At 53.5% G+C, this 12,375-nt stretch carries 18 protein-coding genes; 5 read left to right on the top strand and 13 right to left on the bottom strand.

The window, feature by feature from the left end; all coding sequences use genetic code 11:
* Window positions 1–37 precede the first annotated feature (37 nt).
* From HNR38_RS03240 to HNR38_RS03225, 4 genes are all read right to left on the bottom strand, one after another.
* On the bottom strand, window positions 38–637 hold the full coding sequence (locus tag HNR38_RS03240) for a cytochrome c oxidase assembly factor Coa1 family protein (RefSeq protein WP_183699765.1): 600 nt from the start codon (window positions 635–637) through the stop codon (window positions 38–40).
* An 82-nt stretch (window positions 638–719) separates the two neighbouring features.
* On the bottom strand, window positions 720–1,022 hold the full coding sequence (locus tag HNR38_RS03235; RefSeq protein WP_183699763.1) for a DUF805 domain-containing protein: 303 nt from the start codon (window positions 1,020–1,022) through the stop codon (window positions 720–722).
* Window positions 1,023–1,077: 55 nt separating this feature from the next.
* Complete coding sequence (locus tag HNR38_RS03230) at window positions 1,078–1,443, bottom strand: nuclear transport factor 2 family protein (RefSeq protein ID WP_183699761.1); 366 nt, start codon at window positions 1,441–1,443, stop codon at window positions 1,078–1,080.
* Window positions 1,444–1,626: 183 nt separating this feature from the next.
* Entirely contained in the window at window positions 1,627–2,193 is a 567-nt protein-coding gene (locus HNR38_RS03225) for a TetR/AcrR family transcriptional regulator (RefSeq protein ID WP_183699759.1), read from the bottom strand.
* A gap of 121 nt (window positions 2,194–2,314) precedes the next feature.
* Here HNR38_RS03225 and HNR38_RS03220 point away from each other — a divergent pair, with 121 nt between their 5' ends.
* From HNR38_RS03220 to HNR38_RS03210, 3 genes are all read left to right on the top strand, one after another.
* On the top strand, window positions 2,315–2,524 hold the full coding sequence (locus HNR38_RS03220; RefSeq protein WP_183699757.1) for a hypothetical protein: 210 nt from the start codon (window positions 2,315–2,317) through the stop codon (window positions 2,522–2,524).
* A gap of 235 nt (window positions 2,525–2,759) precedes the next feature.
* Entirely contained in the window at window positions 2,760–3,710 is a 951-nt protein-coding gene (locus tag HNR38_RS03215) for an alpha/beta fold hydrolase (protein WP_221275658.1), read from the top strand.
* Window positions 3,711–3,795: 85 nt separating this feature from the next.
* Complete coding sequence (locus HNR38_RS03210; protein ID WP_183699755.1) at window positions 3,796–4,806, top strand: Rossmann-fold NAD(P)-binding domain-containing protein; 1,011 nt, start codon at window positions 3,796–3,798, stop codon at window positions 4,804–4,806.
* Window positions 4,807–5,012: 206 nt separating this feature from the next.
* Here the strand turns inward: HNR38_RS03210 and HNR38_RS03205 are convergent, their stop codons facing one another.
* From HNR38_RS03205 to HNR38_RS03190, 4 genes are all read right to left on the bottom strand, one after another.
* Entirely contained in the window at window positions 5,013–5,504 is a 492-nt protein-coding gene (locus HNR38_RS03205; protein ID WP_183700837.1) for a 2-thiouracil desulfurase family protein, read from the bottom strand.
* 105 nt (window positions 5,505–5,609) lie between these two features.
* A complete protein-coding gene (locus HNR38_RS03200; RefSeq protein WP_183699753.1) occupies window positions 5,610–5,912 on the bottom strand; it encodes a type II toxin-antitoxin system RelE/ParE family toxin in 303 nt (100 codons plus the stop codon).
* Window positions 5,900–6,157, bottom strand: coding sequence for a type II toxin-antitoxin system Phd/YefM family antitoxin (locus HNR38_RS03195; protein WP_138438255.1), 258 nt, complete (start codon window positions 6,155–6,157; stop codon window positions 5,900–5,902). Before HNR38_RS03195 ends, HNR38_RS03200 begins: the two co-directional genes overlap by 13 nt.
* 80 nt (window positions 6,158–6,237) lie before the next feature.
* Window positions 6,238–6,639 (bottom strand): GFA family protein, encoded by a 402-nt coding sequence (locus HNR38_RS03190; RefSeq protein WP_221275656.1) that lies wholly within the window; start codon window positions 6,637–6,639, stop codon window positions 6,238–6,240.
* A gap of 293 nt (window positions 6,640–6,932) precedes the next feature.
* Between HNR38_RS03190 and HNR38_RS03185 the strand changes: the two genes are divergently transcribed.
* Window positions 6,933–7,886 carry an IS110 family RNA-guided transposase gene (locus HNR38_RS03185; protein ID WP_221275655.1) on the top strand — a complete coding sequence of 318 codons (954 nt, stop codon included), beginning with the start codon at window positions 6,933–6,935 and terminating at the stop codon, window positions 7,884–7,886.
* Window positions 7,887–7,907: 21 nt separating this feature from the next.
* On the opposite strand, the gene HNR38_RS03180 is transcribed toward HNR38_RS03185, so the two are convergent.
* The 5 genes from HNR38_RS03180 to istA all read right to left on the bottom strand — a co-directional run bounded on the left by HNR38_RS03180 (window position 7,908) and on the right by istA (window position 12,008).
* Entirely contained in the window at window positions 7,908–8,870 is a 963-nt protein-coding gene (locus HNR38_RS03180; protein WP_183699749.1) for a DUF4917 family protein, read from the bottom strand.
* A gap of 67 nt (window positions 8,871–8,937) precedes the next feature.
* Window positions 8,938–9,312 (bottom strand): hypothetical protein, encoded by a 375-nt coding sequence (locus HNR38_RS03175; RefSeq protein ID WP_183699747.1) that lies wholly within the window; start codon window positions 9,310–9,312, stop codon window positions 8,938–8,940.
* A gap of 101 nt (window positions 9,313–9,413) precedes the next feature.
* Complete coding sequence (locus HNR38_RS03170) at window positions 9,414–9,698, bottom strand: hypothetical protein (RefSeq protein WP_183699745.1); 285 nt, start codon at window positions 9,696–9,698, stop codon at window positions 9,414–9,416.
* A gap of 322 nt (window positions 9,699–10,020) precedes the next feature.
* On the bottom strand, window positions 10,021–10,827 hold the full coding sequence (istB, locus tag HNR38_RS03165; RefSeq protein WP_183699743.1) for an IS21-like element helper ATPase IstB: 807 nt from the start codon (window positions 10,825–10,827) through the stop codon (window positions 10,021–10,023).
* Complete coding sequence (gene istA / locus HNR38_RS03160; RefSeq protein WP_183699741.1) at window positions 10,824–12,008, bottom strand: IS21 family transposase; 1,185 nt, start codon at window positions 12,006–12,008, stop codon at window positions 10,824–10,826. Before istA ends, istB begins: the two co-directional genes overlap by 4 nt.
* Between istA and HNR38_RS17260 the strand changes: the two genes are divergently transcribed.
* Window positions 11,973–12,375: hypothetical protein (locus HNR38_RS17260; protein ID WP_221275714.1), on the top strand; the 403-nt coding region annotated here is incomplete at its 3' end. The genes istA and HNR38_RS17260 overlap by 36 nt on opposite strands.

Raw genomic sequence — 12,375 nt, 5'->3', positions numbered from 1 at the left:
ATCACTCTATTCCGATCTTTCCCGGGGCGCGCGCCCGTTACTTAAGACTGATCCTCTCGCCAGATCCATCAACTTCGAGGAGCGACCGGGTTATCTCCCACTGACCTAAATCTTTTTCCGCCTGAACATAAACGGTGCCCGTCCGTGAAGCCCCCTCTACGCTGAATGAGATATTCGCATATCCGCTGGGGCCGGAAACTTCAATGTTGCCCGTAGGCGAGCCGGTACTGATAGGCTCCCCCAACACAGATACGGCCTGGGGATTAGACAGAAGCCTTTCGGAAGCCAGCTTGTACGCCTCGGAGCTTTTCATGGCTGCGGTTATTGTCATAAACATGGCGACAAATAAACCAACTATGGCCACGACCACGACGATGGACCATTTGGCCCACGCTCGCTGAACCTTTCGGAAATGCTCAACACTGTCCCACTGTTTGTTCCGCCACGCCCATGCGCTGCCTTTCGCGCCCAACACGAAGGGCATAACCATGTTAACCAGTGGAACGAACATTAAAAGGGCAATGAAGGTATTGTTTCCGATACCCCATATCCAGTTGAGGAAGAAGGCTCCCCAGTTCCACCGATCAATCTCTGCAGGGACGGTTGACGCCTTGCCTTGGCCCGAACTATTTTCCATGGCTATAAATCTCCTTAAGATTTTGAACTCAATGCTGTTTTCGTGTTGCTTATTGTGAAAGGCTCCGCCCCTAAACGGTCCTTTAAGGGTATTTAGGGCTAACACCGTAAGCATTCTCTCCTTTTTCGCTATCCTGCGCCAGGAACACAACAAGGACTATCAGCCCAATGACAGGAACGATGAGTATCAACTGCCACCAGCCGCTTTTCCCTACATCATGAAGTCTTCTGGTTGCATAGCTAATTGAAGGCACAAAAATCACCAAACCAAATAAAAAAGACAGAAAATCTGTCCCCAACAGCAGGCCTATAAGTTTAAGTGCCACATAGATCAACGAATAGGTGAGAACAAAAAGCCAGTAATCCTTTCTCTCTTCATTCCACAACCTTTACTAACGTGTCAACAGGTGACTAATGAGGCACCTTGTCTCATTCACATTCTCAAGCACTTACGTAAAGCCCCGAAATATCCACGTAAATCAGGTATTCGCTGATCAAGCCGCCATCCAGCTTCAGGATGTTGGCAAAAGGAACAGCGAGCGTGCTGGCATCGTGCCGGGTATAGGTCACCTGGCCACGGCAGATCACAACTCCGGGTTGCTCCCATGTCTCAATCACATCGTGTTGAACCGCCTGTATACTTTCGAAAAACGCTCGCACGGTATCGCCCACGGCCATTTTTCCCTTAACACCCGGTGCGTTGCCAAAACGAAAGAAAACATCGTCCGATAAACAAGCCAGGAAGGATTCCAGGTCCTGACTGTCAATGCCTTTGAATAACCTTCCGACCAGGTCGCGTTCACTCATTGTCATGATCCCTTTTTTTGTTTCTCACGTTTAAAGCACTGTAAATTGCATACTCTCGATCAACCTTGCCACCCGTACCCGATTTCCGGGCAGCGCTTGTAGATCATCCAACTGGCAACGGGATGTCCATCCCTCACGAACAGACCCCCGCATACCTGGTACAGACAGAATCGGACCTGGGAATCACAGCCACATCGTGATTAACGAGACAAGCTTTTCGACAGCCTCCGCTTTACTGAGTCGATAGCGGATCATTGCACCCGACAGCGCATCGGCTGCGCCAATTATGGCGATACACCGTTGCTGAACCTCTTCCTCTTGCAGATCTGAGAGCGGTGCGAGCGCTGCGGCATAGAGCGCAACATGTCCATCCACCATCTCACGCTGGTATGCCTCCATTTCAGGGGCCCCCTTCAGGGCGCCGCTGATGGCATGAAATTCAGACCCAACGGCCTCGTGACAATTCATGTAGGCCTCCGCCAACAACTGCGCGATTTGTTGTAGGTCCGTCGGTGCCTGACGGATTGCCTCTTCGGTTGCACGCACTTGCCGCTCGTTGATCTCCCTATAAAGCGCCACCATCAGTCCAGAACGGGATTCGAAATGATCATAGGCAATAGGCTTGCTGACCCCGGCGCGTGCGGCAAGTGCACCGAGCGTTAGCGCATCCGTACCGCTTTCACGAACCATGTCCCGCGCAGTTTCCAGGAGCTGAACATAACGCTCCGCCTTTGACAGTTTCTTGGACAACTTATTCTCCCACTGTTGACAACGCTGATCCGGCCGGTTACTACTATTAGTAACTTACTTTTAGTAGGTTATATAATATCACTGCTTGCCATGGGGAACCACCCCCAGATAGGAGCATCCCATGACGACCATGTCACATCAATTCCAACTGGCCAGCCGGCCGGCGGGTATGCCGGACCTGCACCACCAAATGACACAGTGGATCAACGAGGGGAAGGTGACCTGGCAGGAGACGGTGCACGAGGGACTGGAAAGTGCTCCTGACGCGTTCATCGAACTCTTCTCGGGTGGCAACACCGGCAAGATGCTTGTCCGGCTTCCCGACGCTTAGGCCATGGCGGGTAGCTTCGCCAAGGCTGAGCTGCCCGCGACTCTTTTTTCTTCGACAGGATTCAGCTATGTCATCCAATCCACTTCGCGGCGATGCCGCTCAGTCTTCACATAACACCGACCGTGTCTGGTCACGGCGCGACCTGCTTAGAACCTCCACCATGATCGGGCTTGGAGTTGGACTAGGCGGTGGCCTGCTTCCCTCTCTCGGAAAAACTGTAGAGAGGTCCGCGTCCATGGCAGTCCGCCGACGAATGGTGAATGCCATCGATGGTCGGTTCCATGTCCTGGAGCAAGGCGAGGGACCGGCGGTACTTTTCTGTCACGGTTTCCCAGACACGGCAGAAACCTGGCGTAGCCAGATGCAGGCAGTGGCTGAAGCCGGATACCGCGCCGTGGCACTCGATATGCGTGGTTATGGTCTTAGCTACGCACCGACCGACCCCGACCTCTATACCTCTCTTCATATCGTCGGCGACCTGGTAGGCGTCCTCGACGCACTTTCCATCGATACGGCGGTTATCGTTGGCCACGACTGGGGCGCCGACCACGCACAGCGTGCCGCGCTGATGCGACCGGACCGGTTCCGAGCGCTCGTGAGCCTCAGCATTCCTTACACTCCCCGCGGAGAGATCGACCATTGGCGGGCCCTTCGCGAACAGGGGCTGGGCGATACATATTACGCCTTTGACCTGATGAAGCAGGGTGCCGAGGCCCGGTTTGCCGAAGCCGCGCGGTCTATCCCGAGCATTCTTTATTGGCTCTCCGCTAGCCCGGATCCGGCTCAGCGATGGGATCCGACAAACCCGAGCCGCCACATGCTGCGGCCCACGCCAGTCACCGTACCGAGCTGGGCTGATCCAGCCTATGTCCGCCATTCGGTCGAGACATTCCAGCGTACCGGGTTCCGAGGCGGGCTGAACTACTATCGAGCCCTGCCCAGGACGTTCGAGCTGATGCCAGCATACAAGGACGCGGTAATTCGACAGCCTTCCCTTTATATCTGGGGGGCGGCAGATGGGTTGTGTCAGTTGTTTCATCCCCAAACGCCAGGCCTTGCAGACCTGCGCAAAACGCAGCCCAACCTCGTCGGCCAAGTTCGGCTGGAAAATGTTGGGCACTGGGTTCAGCACGAGGCAGCGAGCAGCGTAAACAAGGCCCTGACGAGCTTTCTCGCCAAGCTCTGAAGACGGCTCGTCCAGCAGCCCGAATAAGGGCCTTCCACAAACACTTGTGCTCGCTTGACGCGGGCCATACCGAAAGGAGAAATCTATGTCTTCCAATCCTATCTTGCTCGTTGGTGGCTCCGGCATTGTCGGCCGTCAGACGGCTCGCTATCTGCGCGACGCGCATCCGGACGTGCCCCTGTTAATCGGTGGCCGTGACCGCGAGCGTGCCAACGCAGCGGCCGCCGAGATCGGCAACGCCGAAGGTATTGCTATCGATCTCACCGCACCTGACCTCGGTCTGGGGGAGCGATCGATCTCGGCGCTGGCTCTGTTTTTCAAGGATGATGCCATCGCCTGCCTGCAATTCGCACAAGCGCGCGGCATCCCCTATATGAGCATATCCTCTGGGGTGCATGAGATCGGCCCAGAGGTCGCGGCCTACATGCACAAACCCAATGCAGCGCCTGTCGTGCTCGGGGCCGAATGGCTCGTGGGTGCCACGACCGTTCCCGCGATGGAGGCCGCGAAAAGCTTCGCTCGGATCGACAGCGTCCAAATCAGTGCCATCATCGATGAACAGGACATAAACGGCCCCGCAACCGACATCGACATGGAACGCTTGACCAAGACCCTACCTGCGGCTTTGACGGTGCAGGATGGCCACTATCTATGGAGGACGGGAACGGATGCCCAGACCCAAGTGGTCGCCCTGGACGGGAGGGAAATGCCGGCCGAAGTCTTCTCACCCTACGATGTCCTTGTCCTGGCCAACGAAACCGGCGCGCGCGAGGTCAGGTTCCGCCTGGCCGTGGGGGAAAGCTCTTCACGTCGACTCGGAAAGCCATTGTCTACCGAGATCATCATGGAGTTGTCCGGCGAGGACCACGCAGAACAGCCGCTTCAAATCCGCCAGGCGGTCGTCCATCCCGAAGGACAGATGCCCCTGACTGGCCTTGGAGTGGCCATGGTTCTCGAAAGGCTGGCGGGCTTATCCGGCCAACCGGTCCCGCCAGGACTCTATTTCCCATTCCAACTCCTGAACCCCGCAAGGTACCTGCATCAATTAACGTCTATTGGGGGCGAGATTCTCAAACTGGACGCGCACTCCCAATAACCAAGCGAGACACCGGATAAAACCGCCATATAAGGCGATTGGCAGCTCTTGTTCTCGTGAGTGTCCAGATAGTTCGCGACTATAAACCGGCGCGCCGGTTTGTAGCCGTGAAGCGGCGGAAAATCGGTCGCCGTGCAGCCGATTGTTGGATAACTCCTGTCGTGTTTTAGGCCATTGAGATGGCCTCCGTTTGAGGCTGAGGCGTGTCATGTGCGTCGGGGAAAGTCCACAGTCGCGTGGATGGCCTTGTGAGCATCAGCTATCTCATGCTGGCTAAACACCTGAATACCATGCCGACGCAGCAACGCGACCGTAACTCCGGTACCAAGAGTCCGATTACCTGAAAAGCTACCATCGTAGATGAAAGAGCTGCCGCAAGAAGGACTAGACTCAGCCAGTACGGCTATCTCAATGTTGAACTTTTTGCACAACTCCAAGGCAATGGAGGCACCCGCAATGAAATCGTCGGTGACGACATTTCCGCCTTTTTCAAAAACTTCGGCTTCACCGTCCAACACACTATTTCCGTCACCTTCGAAAATCTCCGCAGGCTTCCTGGGGATACTCATCCCGGCCTCAACTTCCGGGCAAACTGAAATGATCCGGCCTTCAGATTTCCACCTCTCCACAAGTTGATCATGCACCGAAAGGCTTCCACCATCGTACCTGACCTTTTTCCCTAAAAGGCATGCACTCATTAATACTTTTTTCAACTTACTAGCCCCCAGGGTTGTAGTGCTAACGCTTGCGGTTACCGTCGCCGGAGCGCAGCGGAGACAAAGGCACCTGAGTGCCGCGCCTGGTTAGCTGCTTCCTAGCATGTACGCACGAAGCTGCCGCTCCTCCCGCATGACATAGAGGATGAGAACCCGCTTCTCAGCCTCACGATAAAAAATACGGCACGGAGGAACCACTACCTCTCTGTATACCGAATTGGGGAGTTCGGGAGGAATCCGCCCGGATTGAGGAAAATTTTCCAAACGCCCGGTCTTATCAAAAACCTGCTGGACCAGATCGCTTGCGGCAGCAGGATTGTCTAGAGCAATGTACTCAGCGATGGCATCCAGTTCTTGAAGGGCGGGCTCTGTCCAGATTACTTCAGCCATTTACTCATTTTCTCCCTGGCCTCACTTTGGCTGTACATTCTTCCTTCAAGGACAGCTCGCTCTCCCCGTGAGAGCCCCTCAAGCAGCTCAAGCCGGCGCTGCATGAACTCGTAATCCTGCACATCAACAAGATAAGCGGATGGCTGGCCATGTTCAGTGATCAGTACCGGCTCTTTGGAAAGATGCAGGTCTGCCAAGATCTTTGTAGCTTGGCGCTTAAGATTCGTAACAAGCTCAACTTTCATGGGCTCACCCTGGTCCAAATTGACAGTGACACTATAGTATCACTTTGCGGGGGAGGTCCAGAACGAACTTGATTGGTTTGTTAAATGTCGTCGCGCCATTCCCTATGCTTACACACCCTATCGTGCTCAAGCCATGGCACGTCGTGCGACACCCAAATATGTGCCTCTGGCCTAAAACCGGGATCATCGTCCAGAGTGGCTACCCGAACTATTACGTGTGACTGCGCAGGCCTCTCAGCGACCAAATGAGACCCACACCACTTGCAAAAATGGCGCAATTTTCCGGGGGACGATTCAAACGTAGAAACAGAACTCTCACCGCAAAGCCAACGAAAATTCTCGCGCTTTACTCCCGCAGTGGAGGCAAACGGGGATGCATGAGCTTTACGACAAGTCTGACAATGACAATGAACAATCGGCATATCCACAGAGTCGATTTCGTAACTTATCTCGCCACACAAGCAGCTTCCCTTCAGCCCCATAGGGGATCTCCTTCTGTACATTTAACGCCCGCCAGCAGGGGTGACAAAACCAAAGCGGAGCGGCGGTTTTGGCATCCCTCTGGCTGGCCTTGTATGGATAATTTCTTCCGTGTTTGGGTAAATTGAGGCCCACCCCCAGTGGCCGCTGGGGGCCTTCATGCAGCAGCTCGATGCATGAAGGCTCCTCTTCCGAGAGACCGATAACAAGTGTGTAGCGCTGCATGACTCTCAAGCGATAACTCGAACAGTCATCGGGGCCTCGAGCCCGCATAGCAAGGCAGAGTCAGCTTATTATGAACAACACGGAATTCCAAACCCCAGTCAATGTCGGTGTCGATGTCGGTAAAGCCAATCTGGACATCGCCCTTCATCCCTCCGGGCAGTTCTACACCATCCCAAATACCGAAGCCCACATTCGTCGCTTCGTCCGAATCCTCAAAAACTACGAGATCGAACGCATCGTTGTTGAAGCCTCTGGCCGATATGAACATGCCTTGGTTCAGGCCTGCGACAAAGCCGGTTTGCCAATCATTATCGTCAATCCCATCAGTGTAAGGCGCTACGCCCAGGCCATCGGCGTGCTCGCCAAAACCGACCGCATTGATGCCCAGGTCATCGCGCAATACGCCGCCACACTGAAACCTGAGATCAAGCCCATTCCCGACAAAACCTCTCAAAAGATTAAGGACTTACTGGTCAGACGTTCTCAGCTTCTGGAAATGTCCACCATGGAGAAAAACCGTCTCCAGATTCTGCCGAAACCCCTTCACCGATCCATCAAAAGCCTGCTTCGAATGCTCCAGAACCAGATTGAAACGGTCACCCGGCAGATTGAGCAGGAGGTGGCCAAGGTGGATCAGTGGCGTACCAAAATGGAGATCATGACCAGTGTGCCCGGCGTTGGAAAAGTACTCGCTTACACCTTCCTGAGTGAACTACCAGAACTCGGTTCGCTGAACCGCAAGGAGATCGCCGCACTCGTCGGCGTGGCACCCATAAACCGGGACAGTGGCAAGCTCAACGGCAAGCGAAGGATACGAGGTGGCCGCCACAGAGTCCGAACCGTCATGTTTATGGCCATGCTCTCATCCATCCAGTGCAACCCGGTCTTCAAACGCTTTTATGAACGTCTCAAGGCCCAGGGAAAGATCCCGAAAGTCGCCCTCATCGCCTGCATGAGGAAGATGATTGTGGTGATCAATACCATGATCAAAAACCAGGAATCATGGCGGGGTGAAATGGCTTAATTTATGGAATTGACACCACAGTCACTTGTTATGCGCTGCAGTTGCGAATGGATGCGTATTAGATTCATAAAAATCTATATCTCTATCCTGATCAGAAAATAGCGATCTAATCCTACCCATAAAAAGTCTTTTTTCTGATAGATTTAATCCAGAGAAAACACTAACTGCAATTCTTTCATTACCACTCTGCCTAATAGCATCTATTATATGGCCATCAAAGTCTTGATTAAGGTCATGTCCGTAAATATCTAACTCGCCACAAGTCTGAAAAAGTGACTGATAACAGAATCTTAGATAAGAATTTGATTCTATTCTATTTAACTTTTGCTGAGAACTTCCTTCCGTAATGAATAACGGAAATGATCGTTCAAAGTCTAGTTCAAGCGCACCTTCTACATCTGATTGCAGTGTTATAGAGATTTTCTGTGTGTCCGATATATTTCTTGATCTTAAATGAAGCGCCCCATGTAAAAAAAACACAGGAATCTTACCCTCATATAAGCCTACATTTCTTGAATCAAAAAACGGTCCACCCCAGAAGAAATCAACTAGAACATGTGAGTAGCCACTTAAGATTGCCCAGTAAGGCAGTAAATCATAATTTGTTGTAAATACACTTCTGTATTTACAAAAACATTCTGCAATCATTTCGTTTGGTATTTGATAATGCTTTGGATGGACTGAATTTACAGCTCCAATTAGTGCTTTTTGAACATCTATGTATAAGGTTTTTGTTGCATCTAAATTATCAATTGATACCTGATAGGCATGATAAATAGCCCTAAGCACCTCCTCAAAATTTGATGTCTTTAACTTACTAAAAAGTTCTTTTGTACAAAGGTATCGACCAACTGGCTGATCCCCAAAGACATCTAAAAGTGAGTTGTAGCCAAATGCTTCCCAGTATGTTCTTCCCAGACCATTCCCAAAAAGTAAGTTTGGCTTGTTCAGGTTAAGGTCTAACCAGTTCTTAGGTACGTCCAAAGTTTATCCTTATACTGCATAACGCAGAGCTCAGCCGCGCGCCTTGCGCGTCGGCTGCAGCGAATTGTTATAGCTTTGTAAGAACTTCCAGGTCACCATCCACAAAGCCAATACCAACACCCTGAGCTTGTTTTAAGACTTTTGCCCCTGGTTCATTCGTTTGCAGGTAGCCTGAAAGAGCCGATTTCATATTCTCTAAGCATTGCTCCCAATTCTCGCCAGAATATGCCAAGGGAATATCCAATTGTCTTTGCTCTGGTTCGAACACTTCTTCACACGCCCAATCTGGATCAGCCTCATCGAATTCGGACGCACCGATAAGTTCAATGCCGAAGTTCGAACCAGTTTCGTACAGATTGAAGCTGAAAGCCTTTACTTGGGAAGGCACTCCGTTGACGAGGGATTTATTGATCCATTCGTATAAAGTTTGTTCAAAATCCATGATTCCCTCTTGGGCTATAACGCCAATATTAAGCGGCGCCCGACTAGGGCGTCCGGTGGACGGCCGCCAGGCCGGGAACGAACTTGAATGACTGGTTAAATTCAGCCTGACTGATTGCCATAGAGCCTTGCCCCGTAAACAATGTGCACATAGAAAAGAAGCGGCACAAAAATCAGTATCGCCAAACCCACGATCCCCTGATGCTCCAGAGATTGTCGATACGTCGGTTTGATAGCTCCAAGGGAAACTACGTCAAAAACAAGTCTCGACACTTGAATGAAGGGCCAAGCCACGACCAGAAAGAGTATCCACAGCACCGAAGCAACAACAAAAGCTTGGGCAAGTGACTCCAGCGTGCTGACGAATCCCGAACTATTTTCTTGCACAGGCTCCCTCAAATTTAACGCGGAGATAAGCGGCGGCCCGTAAGGGGCGTCCGGCGGACGGCCCTCTGGCCGGGAGCGAACTTAATTGACTAGTTAAAGGCAGGTACTGACGCTGCCTGCTCCCTGGCACTGACCGTGACGGCCTACTCCGTTTCCTTGCACCAGCTTACGCCGATACCCTTTGTTTGAAGCCACCGCCCAGCCAGCGGTGGATGAACCTGAACTCAAAGGTACCAGATCCTGACTGAATATGCGGCGGACTGCCCCAATGTCAACAACACCCAAGTTTGACCGCATTTCATCAACCTAGATTGTCCGGTTTTCATCCGTTTTCAGTGTCCGGTTTTTGAGCGTCGGTGTCGTCAGAACCCTCCTGTTGTTGACTAGTACCAGGAACGAGGCCAGCCTTCCGTTTGTCCTTCAGCCGGTAGCTCTCGCCTTTGATGTTCAGAGTGGTTGAGTGGTGCAGCAGCCGATCCAGTATCGCAGTGGCGATGACCTGATCACCGAATACCTCACCCCAGTCCATAAAGCTCTTGTTTGAGGTGAGGATGGTGCTGGCCCGTTCGTAGCGCCGATTGATCAGTCGGAAGAACAGGCTGGCTTCTTCCCGGGTCATGGGCAGATAGCCGATCTCGTCCAGCACAAGCACTTTCGGGTAGGTCAGTTGCTGGAGCTGCCGGTCCAACCGGTTTTCCTGGCGGGCTTTGACCAGCGTGCTGACTAAGCGGTCCAGGGTCATGAACAGGACGCGATGGCCCGCTTCAGCAGCCTTTACGCCAAGGGCGACGGCCAGGTGGGTTTTGCCCACTCCAGGCGGTCCCAGCAGGATCACATTCTCGTTGCGTTCCACGAACCCCAGGCCGGAGAGCTCCCGCACCAGCTTGCGGTCAATACTTGGCTGGAAGCTGAAGTCGAACTGCTCCAGAGTTTTGATCCAGGGTAGCCGGGCCTGTTTGAGGCGTGTGTCCAGGCCTTTCTGGTGGCGGCCACCCCACTCCTGGGCCAGCGCCTGCTCCAGGAACTCCCGGTAGTTCAGGTCTTTCTTGCTGGCGTGTTCGCACAGGGTGTCCAGGGAGGCTTGCAGGTGGTCCATCTTGAGCCGATCGAGGAGTTGGTCCAGGTTCATTGCAACACCTCCTCATACACGGCCAGACTGCGGTGTTGGACGGGCATCACTTGTTGCCACAGGGGGTCGTGGTGCTCGGCAACCGTCTGCCAACCCTGTTTGCGATTGGTCATCCGGTGTCGGCAGACTTCTTGGCCCCGGAGGTCGTAAACGGTGAGTTCACCGTCCAGGCTGATGCGGATGTTCACCCGCTGGCCACAACACTCGGCAGGCACGCTGTAACGGTTGCCCCGCACATCGATGTAGGCATCCCAACCCACATGGCGGATGTCGTAATAGCGGGTATCGAAGTCTGTTGCCGGACAAGGGCTGAGTTGATGACGCTCTTCCTCGAAGCGCTGAGCCGGTGTCTGCTGGAACTGGCGCAGTGTTCGCTGACTGGCATAGCTGCTCAGCCACTGCTCCAGTAACTGGTTCAGGTGCGCGTAACTATCGAAGCTGCGATAGCGCTGGAAGAAGTGGTGCTTCACGTAGCCCACCATACGCTCGGTCTTGCCTTTGGTTCTGGGGCGTTGGGGCCGGCACGCCCGGGCGGCGAAGCCGTAATGGTTGGCCAGCTCCAGGAAGCCTGCGTTGAACACCACGCGACCTCCGCTGTCGTGCCGGATGACAGCGGCTTTCTGGTTATCCACCAGAACTCGTTTAGGCACGCCATCAAAGTACCGGAAAGCCTGTACCAGCGACTCGTAGGTATGCTCCGCATCCTGACTGGGCCCTGCCCAGACATGGAAGTAGCGGGAGTACCCGAGGATGTTGACCGCGAAGTTGACGGTGCAAAGCCGGCCAGCTACCTCGGTACGGATCTGGCCCCAGTCGTGCTGAAGCTGCTCGCCGGGAATCGTCTCGTATCGAACGGTTTGTTTGCTGGCTCTCAGGCTGCGCTTGGGCTGGACGTAGCGACGGATAAGCGTCACACCGCCATCGTAACCCCGTTCCCTCAGCAACTGCCGAATGACTTCTGCGTTCCAGACATCCTGGCCCAGCAGCTCATCGATGTAGGGCTTGAAGGGATCAAGCTTGCTGCCACGCGGGGTCTTGGGTTTACCGGTCAGTGGTGCGGGCAAGGCCAGGTAACGGCGCACGGTGCGTTCGGAACAGCCAATCTGGTGTGCGATGTCCACGATGTACGCCCCCTGGCTGCGAAGTTGCTTTATCATGTGAAAGTCCTCTCGGCTTTGCATGATTCGGTTCCTGTTCGGTTTGGTCACCTTCAAGAAAAGATCATGCGGGTCGGGAGGACAATCTACGTTGCTGATTTAAGGTCTTTTAGCAGTGCTGTCGACACCAAAAGGCGAACACCGATTTTGCTACCAACGCCGCTGACGATTAAAGCTACCAAACCGGACGCGAATTCAGACCGCTTTGGTGCTCACCCAGTTACCGGGCTTAGCTGCCAAGCCCGGCACCAAAGCCCCTGGCACACGGCAACCCAAAAGACCAAGGCTTTTGCCATTAACGAGGCTGTAGAAAAACCCACTTCGGAGTCCAGCCTACCGCCCCTTTGTTCGTTTATTCACCCGGCCAGCAATCCGCTTGGCCGTCGTCATG

Source organism: Marinobacter oulmenensis (genome assembly GCF_014201735.1).
GTDB lineage: Bacteria > Pseudomonadota > Gammaproteobacteria > Pseudomonadales > Oleiphilaceae > Marinobacter > Marinobacter oulmenensis.
This window is presented reverse-complemented; position numbering and strand designations above follow the sequence as displayed.

Bases quoted from the DNA above. Each gene is read 5' to 3' on its own strand.
- HNR38_RS03175 (WP_183699747.1), bottom strand. From the start codon at position 9,312: ATGGATTTTGAACAAACTTTATACGAATGGATCAATAAATCCCTCGTC.
- HNR38_RS03215 (WP_221275658.1), top strand. From the start codon at position 2,760: ATGGCAGTCCGCCGACGAATGGTGAATGCCATCGATGGTCGGTTCCAT.
- istA (WP_183699741.1), bottom strand. From the start codon at position 12,008: ATGCAAAGCCGAGAGGACTTTCACATGATAAAGCAACTTCGCAGCCAG.
- HNR38_RS03205 (WP_183700837.1), bottom strand. From the start codon at position 5,504: ATGAGTGCATGCCTTTTAGGGAAAAAGGTCAGGTACGATGGTGGAAGC.
- HNR38_RS03185 (WP_221275655.1), top strand. From the start codon at position 6,933: ATGAACAACACGGAATTCCAAACCCCAGTCAATGTCGGTGTCGATGTC.
- HNR38_RS03200 (WP_183699753.1), bottom strand. From the start codon at position 5,912: ATGGCTGAAGTAATCTGGACAGAGCCCGCCCTTCAAGAACTGGATGCC.
- HNR38_RS03195 (WP_138438255.1), bottom strand. From the start codon at position 6,157: ATGAAAGTTGAGCTTGTTACGAATCTTAAGCGCCAAGCTACAAAGATC.
- HNR38_RS03210 (WP_183699755.1), top strand. From the start codon at position 3,796: ATGTCTTCCAATCCTATCTTGCTCGTTGGTGGCTCCGGCATTGTCGGC.
- HNR38_RS03190 (WP_221275656.1), bottom strand. From the start codon at position 6,639: ATGGGGCTGAAGGGAAGCTGCTTGTGTGGCGAGATAAGTTACGAAATC.
- HNR38_RS03230 (WP_183699761.1), bottom strand. From the start codon at position 1,443: ATGAGTGAACGCGACCTGGTCGGAAGGTTATTCAAAGGCATTGACAGT.
- HNR38_RS03240 (WP_183699765.1), bottom strand. From the start codon at position 637: ATGGAAAATAGTTCGGGCCAAGGCAAGGCGTCAACCGTCCCTGCAGAG.
- istB (WP_183699743.1), bottom strand. From the start codon at position 10,827: ATGAACCTGGACCAACTCCTCGATCGGCTCAAGATGGACCACCTGCAA.
- HNR38_RS03220 (WP_183699757.1), top strand. From the start codon at position 2,315: ATGACGACCATGTCACATCAATTCCAACTGGCCAGCCGGCCGGCGGGT.